This is a genomic window from Streptomyces sp. NPDC055078 (genome assembly GCF_053607985.1).
In genome coordinates this window covers 1-4,733 of the sequence record NZ_JBSGUP010000638.1, presented here as the reverse complement: position 1 = coordinate 4,733, position 4,733 = coordinate 1, and the positions used below count along the sequence as shown (strand labels likewise).

The window sequence follows — 4,733 nt, the reverse complement described above, 5'->3', positions numbered from 1 at the left end:
GGGTACGGCACCCGGGGCACGGGCGGGACGGGGCGGGACGGTCAGAGTCCGCCGGTGAAGAGCAGCCGGTTGGGCGAGGACTTGGACACGGTGAGGGTGTCCTTGGTCGACTGGTTCACGATCCAGTTGCCGACTTCCTGGGTGCCGGCCCCGGGGCGCGCGGCTTTGTAGAGGGCGGCGACGCCCGCGACATGGGGGCTGGCCATCGACGTGCCGTTCAGGGCGGTGCTGCCGCCGCCGAGCCGCGCCGAGACGATCTGCTGGCCGGGAGCGTAGATCGACAGACAGGGGCCGAAGTTGCTGAAGCTCGTCTCCCGGTCGCTGGGGTCGGTGGCGCCGACGGTCAGGGCCCGCTGGGCACTGGCGGGGGAGACGTTGCAGGCGTCGATGCTGTCGTTGCCCGCGGCGATCACCGGCAGGACACCGCGGTTGGCCACATTGTCGACGGCGGCGTTGACGGCCTCGACCCGGCCGCCGCCGAGCGAGCCGTTGAGGACCGCGGGCTGCCGGGCGTTCTGGGCGATCCAGTCGAAGCCCGCGATGATGCCCGACCAGGAGCCCCGGCCGTCACAGCCGAGGACCCGCACGCTGACCAGGGACGTCTGACGGGCCACGCCGAAGTTCGCGCCGCCGATGGTGCCGGCGACATGGGTGCCGTGGCCGTTGCAGTCGGCGCCGTTGCGCCCGTCGCCGATCGCGTCGAAGCCGGGGACGGCCCGGCCGCCGAACTCGGCGTGCCCGTACTCGATGCCGGAGTCGATCACATAGGCGGTGACGCCCGCGCCGTTGCCGTTGACGTTGAACTGCTGGTTCAGCGGCAGATACGGCTGGTCGATCCGGTCCAGGCCCCAGCTGTGGGCGGGGACCCGGGCGGTGGCGCGCTCGGCGACGGGGGTCGCGGAGGCGGTGCCGTCCTGCTCGACCGCCTCCACGGCGGGCAGTGCGCGCACCGCCGTCAGCTGCGCCGGGGAGAGCTTCGCGGCGAAGCCGTTCAGCGCCGACTTGTAGGTGAACAGCGCCTTCACCCCGGGCACCGCCTCCTTCATCGCGGCCTCGGGGCTGATCTCCTTCTTGATGGTGACGATGTACTGGCCGGGGATGGGCGCGGAGGTGCGCCGCAGCGGCGCGGGCTCGGCGCGCGGCGGGGTCGGCGCGGAGGCGGAGGCGGGGGTGGGGACCGGTGCGGCGGAGGCGGACAGGGGGGTGGCGGCCGAGATCAGAGCCGTGGCGGCAGTGGCCAGGGCGAACAGCCTCGTTTGCGTTGACATGGCTGTGACCCAACCAAATCATGATCGACAAGTCCATCACCCAGAGTGATGGTTTGCCACGTTCGGTGATGACTTTTGGTGCTGCCGGGCGAAAGCGCCGACCATCTGGCCCACCGGCCCACCGGCCCACCGGCCCACTGCTCGGCCGGGTCGGCCGGGTCGGCTCGGGCGCACGACAGCGCCCGGGAGGGACTCAAGCCCCTCCCGGGCGCGAACTCAGGTGTCCCGCCTACCGCCTCAGCTCCGGGGGAACGTCAGCTTGAAGCTCTTGATATGGCCGGTGTCCTGCCAGCCCTTGTCCTGGACGCGCAGCTTCCAGACGCCGTTCGCCTTCTCGGCCGACGCGTTGACCAGGTAGGTGCGCTTCAGGTCGGGCTGCGAGTCGCCGGCGCTGTTCGACTTCAGCGGATACACGGTCCCGTCCGGGGCGAGCAGATCCACGGCCAGGTCGCCCCGATAGGTGTGGACGATGTCCACTCCGACGGGCAGTGCGGCCGGGGCGTTGCCCGGGATGCCGGTGACGGAGACCTGGGAGGTGACCGCGGGGCCGAGGTCCGGGATGGAGATGGCGGTGGTGTTCTCGAAGACCGTGCCCGGAGGGTTGGGCTCGCCGCCGCCGGGGCGGTCGCCGACGTTGACACCGGCCCAGGCGTCGGACACGGACTTGACCTCGGGGCTGGTCGCTCCGTACAGCTCGGTGGCGACCGCGATGGTGCCCGCCCGCGCGCCCGCGTAGTCGGTGGTCGAGGTGAACTTCGTGGTCAGCGCCTTGTACCAGATCAGCGCGGCCTTGTCCCGGCCGATGCCCGCGACGGGCAGGCCGTCGGAGGTCGGTGAGTCGTAGGCGACACCGTTGACGGTCTTCGCGCCGCTGCCCTCGGAGACCAGATAGAACCAGTGGTTCGCCGGTCCCGATGTGTAGTGGACGTCCTGGCTGCCCATTCCGGCGAACCAGTAGTCCAGCGAGGGGCCGTCCTTGCTCGGCTGGTCCATGTAGCGCAGCGGGGTTCCGTTCCCCCGGATGTCGATCTTCTCGCCGACGAGATAGTCGCCGGGGTCCTCGGGGTTGTTGGCGTGGAACTCCACGGCGGCGGCGAAGATGTCGGACGTGGCCTCGTTGAGGCCGCCGGACTCACCGCTGTAGACGAGCTTCGCGGTGGCGGATGTGACGCCGTGGGTCATCTCGTGGGCGGCGACGTCGAGCGCGGTCAGCGGCTTGGCGTTGCCCTGGCCGTCGCCGTAGGTCATACAGAAGCAGGAGTCCTGCCAGAAGGCGTTGACGTAGTTGGTGCCGTAGTGGACCCGGGACGACGCGCCGGCGCCGTCACCCCGGATGCCGTTGCGGCCCTGCACGTCCTTGAAGTAGTCCCAGGTGACGCCCGCGCCATAGGCGGCGTCCGCGCCCGCGGTCTCCGGGTTCTGCGGGGTGCCGTCGCCCCAGGTGTCGTCCGGTCCGGAGAACAGGGTGGGGGTGCCCGGGGTGCCGCCGCTCAGGTTGTACGTCCGGTGGCCGCCGCGCGCCGCGTCGGTGAGGTTGTACGAGGAGCCGGCGGCGGTGCTGCCGACGGCCACCTGGCCGCTGTACTGGGTGTGGCCGGTGCCGTTGTGGACGGCCTGCCACTCGTAGAGCTTCTTGCCGGTGGTGGCGTCGGTGACGACGTGCAGCTCATTGGGGGTGCCGTCGTGCTGGAGGCCGCCGACGACCGTTTCGTAGGCCAGGACCGGGGTGGCGCCCTCGCCCAGCCAGATCACCTTGCGGGGGGCGCGGTCGGCGTCGGTGCGGGTGGAGCCCTCCGCCCTCGCTCGGCCCAGGGCCTGCTTCTCGGCGGTGGCCGGGGCGAGTCGGGCTGTCGTGGTGACACCCCTCAGGGGCGTCTGGGACGCCCGGGTGAGCGACTGGTTCGCGCCGGTCTTCGTCTCGGCGAGTACGAGGTCGCCGCCGAGGACGGGCAGTCCGGCGTAGGTGCGCTCGTAGCGGGTGTGGGTGGTGCCGTCGCGGTCCTGAGTGACGTCCCGGACGACGAGCTTCTCCTGGGCGGTCAGGCCCAGTTCCCGCGCGGTGGGGGCCGTGGTCGCGCTCTGGGCCCGTATCAGCTCGGCGCGTCGGGCGGGGCTGAGACTCAGGGGGAGGGCGCCGGGGTCGGCCTTCCCGGCCTTCGCCGTGGCCGGAGCAGCCGCCGCCGGGTCGGCCGACGAGGTGCCGGTCTGGAATCCCACGGCGATGAGCGCCGCGGTCGCGACGAGCGCTCCGGTCGTGGTGGTGCGTCGGCGGTGCGTGGATCTCACGCGGACTCCTTCTGCGAGGGGGTACCGGACGGCGGGTGGGGAGACGTCCGGGCGAGCGGGCGCAGCAAGTGGTGCGTGGAGCGGGGAAAGAGCTGGGGAGGACGGGGGAAGAGTTGCAGGAGTGACCAGCTTCTGTCAGGAGCGCGTCAACATCTTGGCCGGAACTCGTTCGTTGACCGAGTGGTCATGTTCGTTGAGCGGTACGTCCGCTGGTACGGGGAAGGGGCGGCGCCGGTGCTCCCGCCCGGCAAGTCCTGACGTCAGACGCCCCTGGCCGACCCCGGGCGCTCTGTGCCGAACCCCGCCGCGCCCCTTCGCCCCGGTGCTCCGCCGGGCCCGTGCGCGATGCCGCCACGCCGCCCGCGGACGGCCTGCGGCCGGAATCGGACGCGGGGGCGGCCCGCCTGCGCGCGGCGTAGTCCCTGGCCGCGATCGCGGACCGGCTGGGGGCGGTGGCGGAGCGGCCGGGGGCGGACTCCCGGGGGCCGGAGGGCGGGCGGGACCCGAGGGGGTGTGGAGCGCGGCGGACGGGCCGGGCGCGGCGGACCGGTGGTGACCGCACGGGGCGGCCGGTACGTCCGATGCGTGGTGTGTGAGCCCGTGATTCGGGCGTGATACGCGGGCTTTCCTTGCCGCCCCCGAATTGACTCTCTTACGGTGTACAGGACCTTACGGTGTATAACCGTTTCTCGATCGCTGGGGAGCACCACATGACCAAGGCAAGGACCAAGGCCGCGGGCGCAGTTCTCGCAGGGGCGGCACTCATGACGGGGCTCGGCGCCGGGGAGGCGATGGCGGCGGCCAGCGCCCCCTCGAACAAGTCGTTCAGCGCCAGCGGCACCACGCCCGCCGGCTGGTCTGGCTACACGAACGGCTGGATCACGTTCTACGAGCGGTCGGTGAACATCACCGGGACGGTGAAGTCGAACACCACCGGTTGTGTGCGCGCCGAGTTCATGGTGTTCTCGCGCGGTGAGCTGACGGACACCGAGCACCGGACCGCGTGCGGACGCGGCGACGGCACGTCCAGGGGCTTCAACTTCACCTCGCCCGCCCTACAGGGAGGCGCGGGTTCGGTACTGGTCCGACTCGACGCCGTGAACGAATACGGGGAGCCGATCGGCTTCATCGCCAGCGACGCCATCTTCCCCTGATGACCGGGAAGGGCGGCGCGGCCAC

3 protein-coding genes are annotated in these 4,733 nt (G+C 71.7%); 1 reads left to right on the top strand and 2 read right to left on the bottom strand.

What is annotated here, in order from left to right; genetic code table 11:
• Positions 1-41: 41 nt before the first annotated feature.
• Positions 42-1,268 carry a S8 family peptidase gene (locus ACWF94_RS33785; RefSeq protein ID WP_453497428.1) on the bottom strand — a complete coding sequence of 409 codons (1,227 nt, stop codon included), beginning with the start codon at positions 1,266-1,268 and terminating at the stop codon, positions 42-44.
• A 237-nt stretch (positions 1,269-1,505) separates the two neighbouring features.
• A complete protein-coding gene (locus tag ACWF94_RS33780) occupies positions 1,506-3,554 on the bottom strand; it encodes a M4 family metallopeptidase (protein ID WP_453497425.1) in 2,049 nt (682 codons plus the stop codon).
• Between the two features lie 710 nt (positions 3,555-4,264).
• Here ACWF94_RS33780 and ACWF94_RS33775 point away from each other — a divergent pair.
• Entirely contained in the window at positions 4,265-4,708 is a 444-nt protein-coding gene (locus ACWF94_RS33775; protein WP_453497422.1) for a hypothetical protein, read from the top strand.
• Positions 4,709-4,733: the final 25 nt, after the last annotated feature.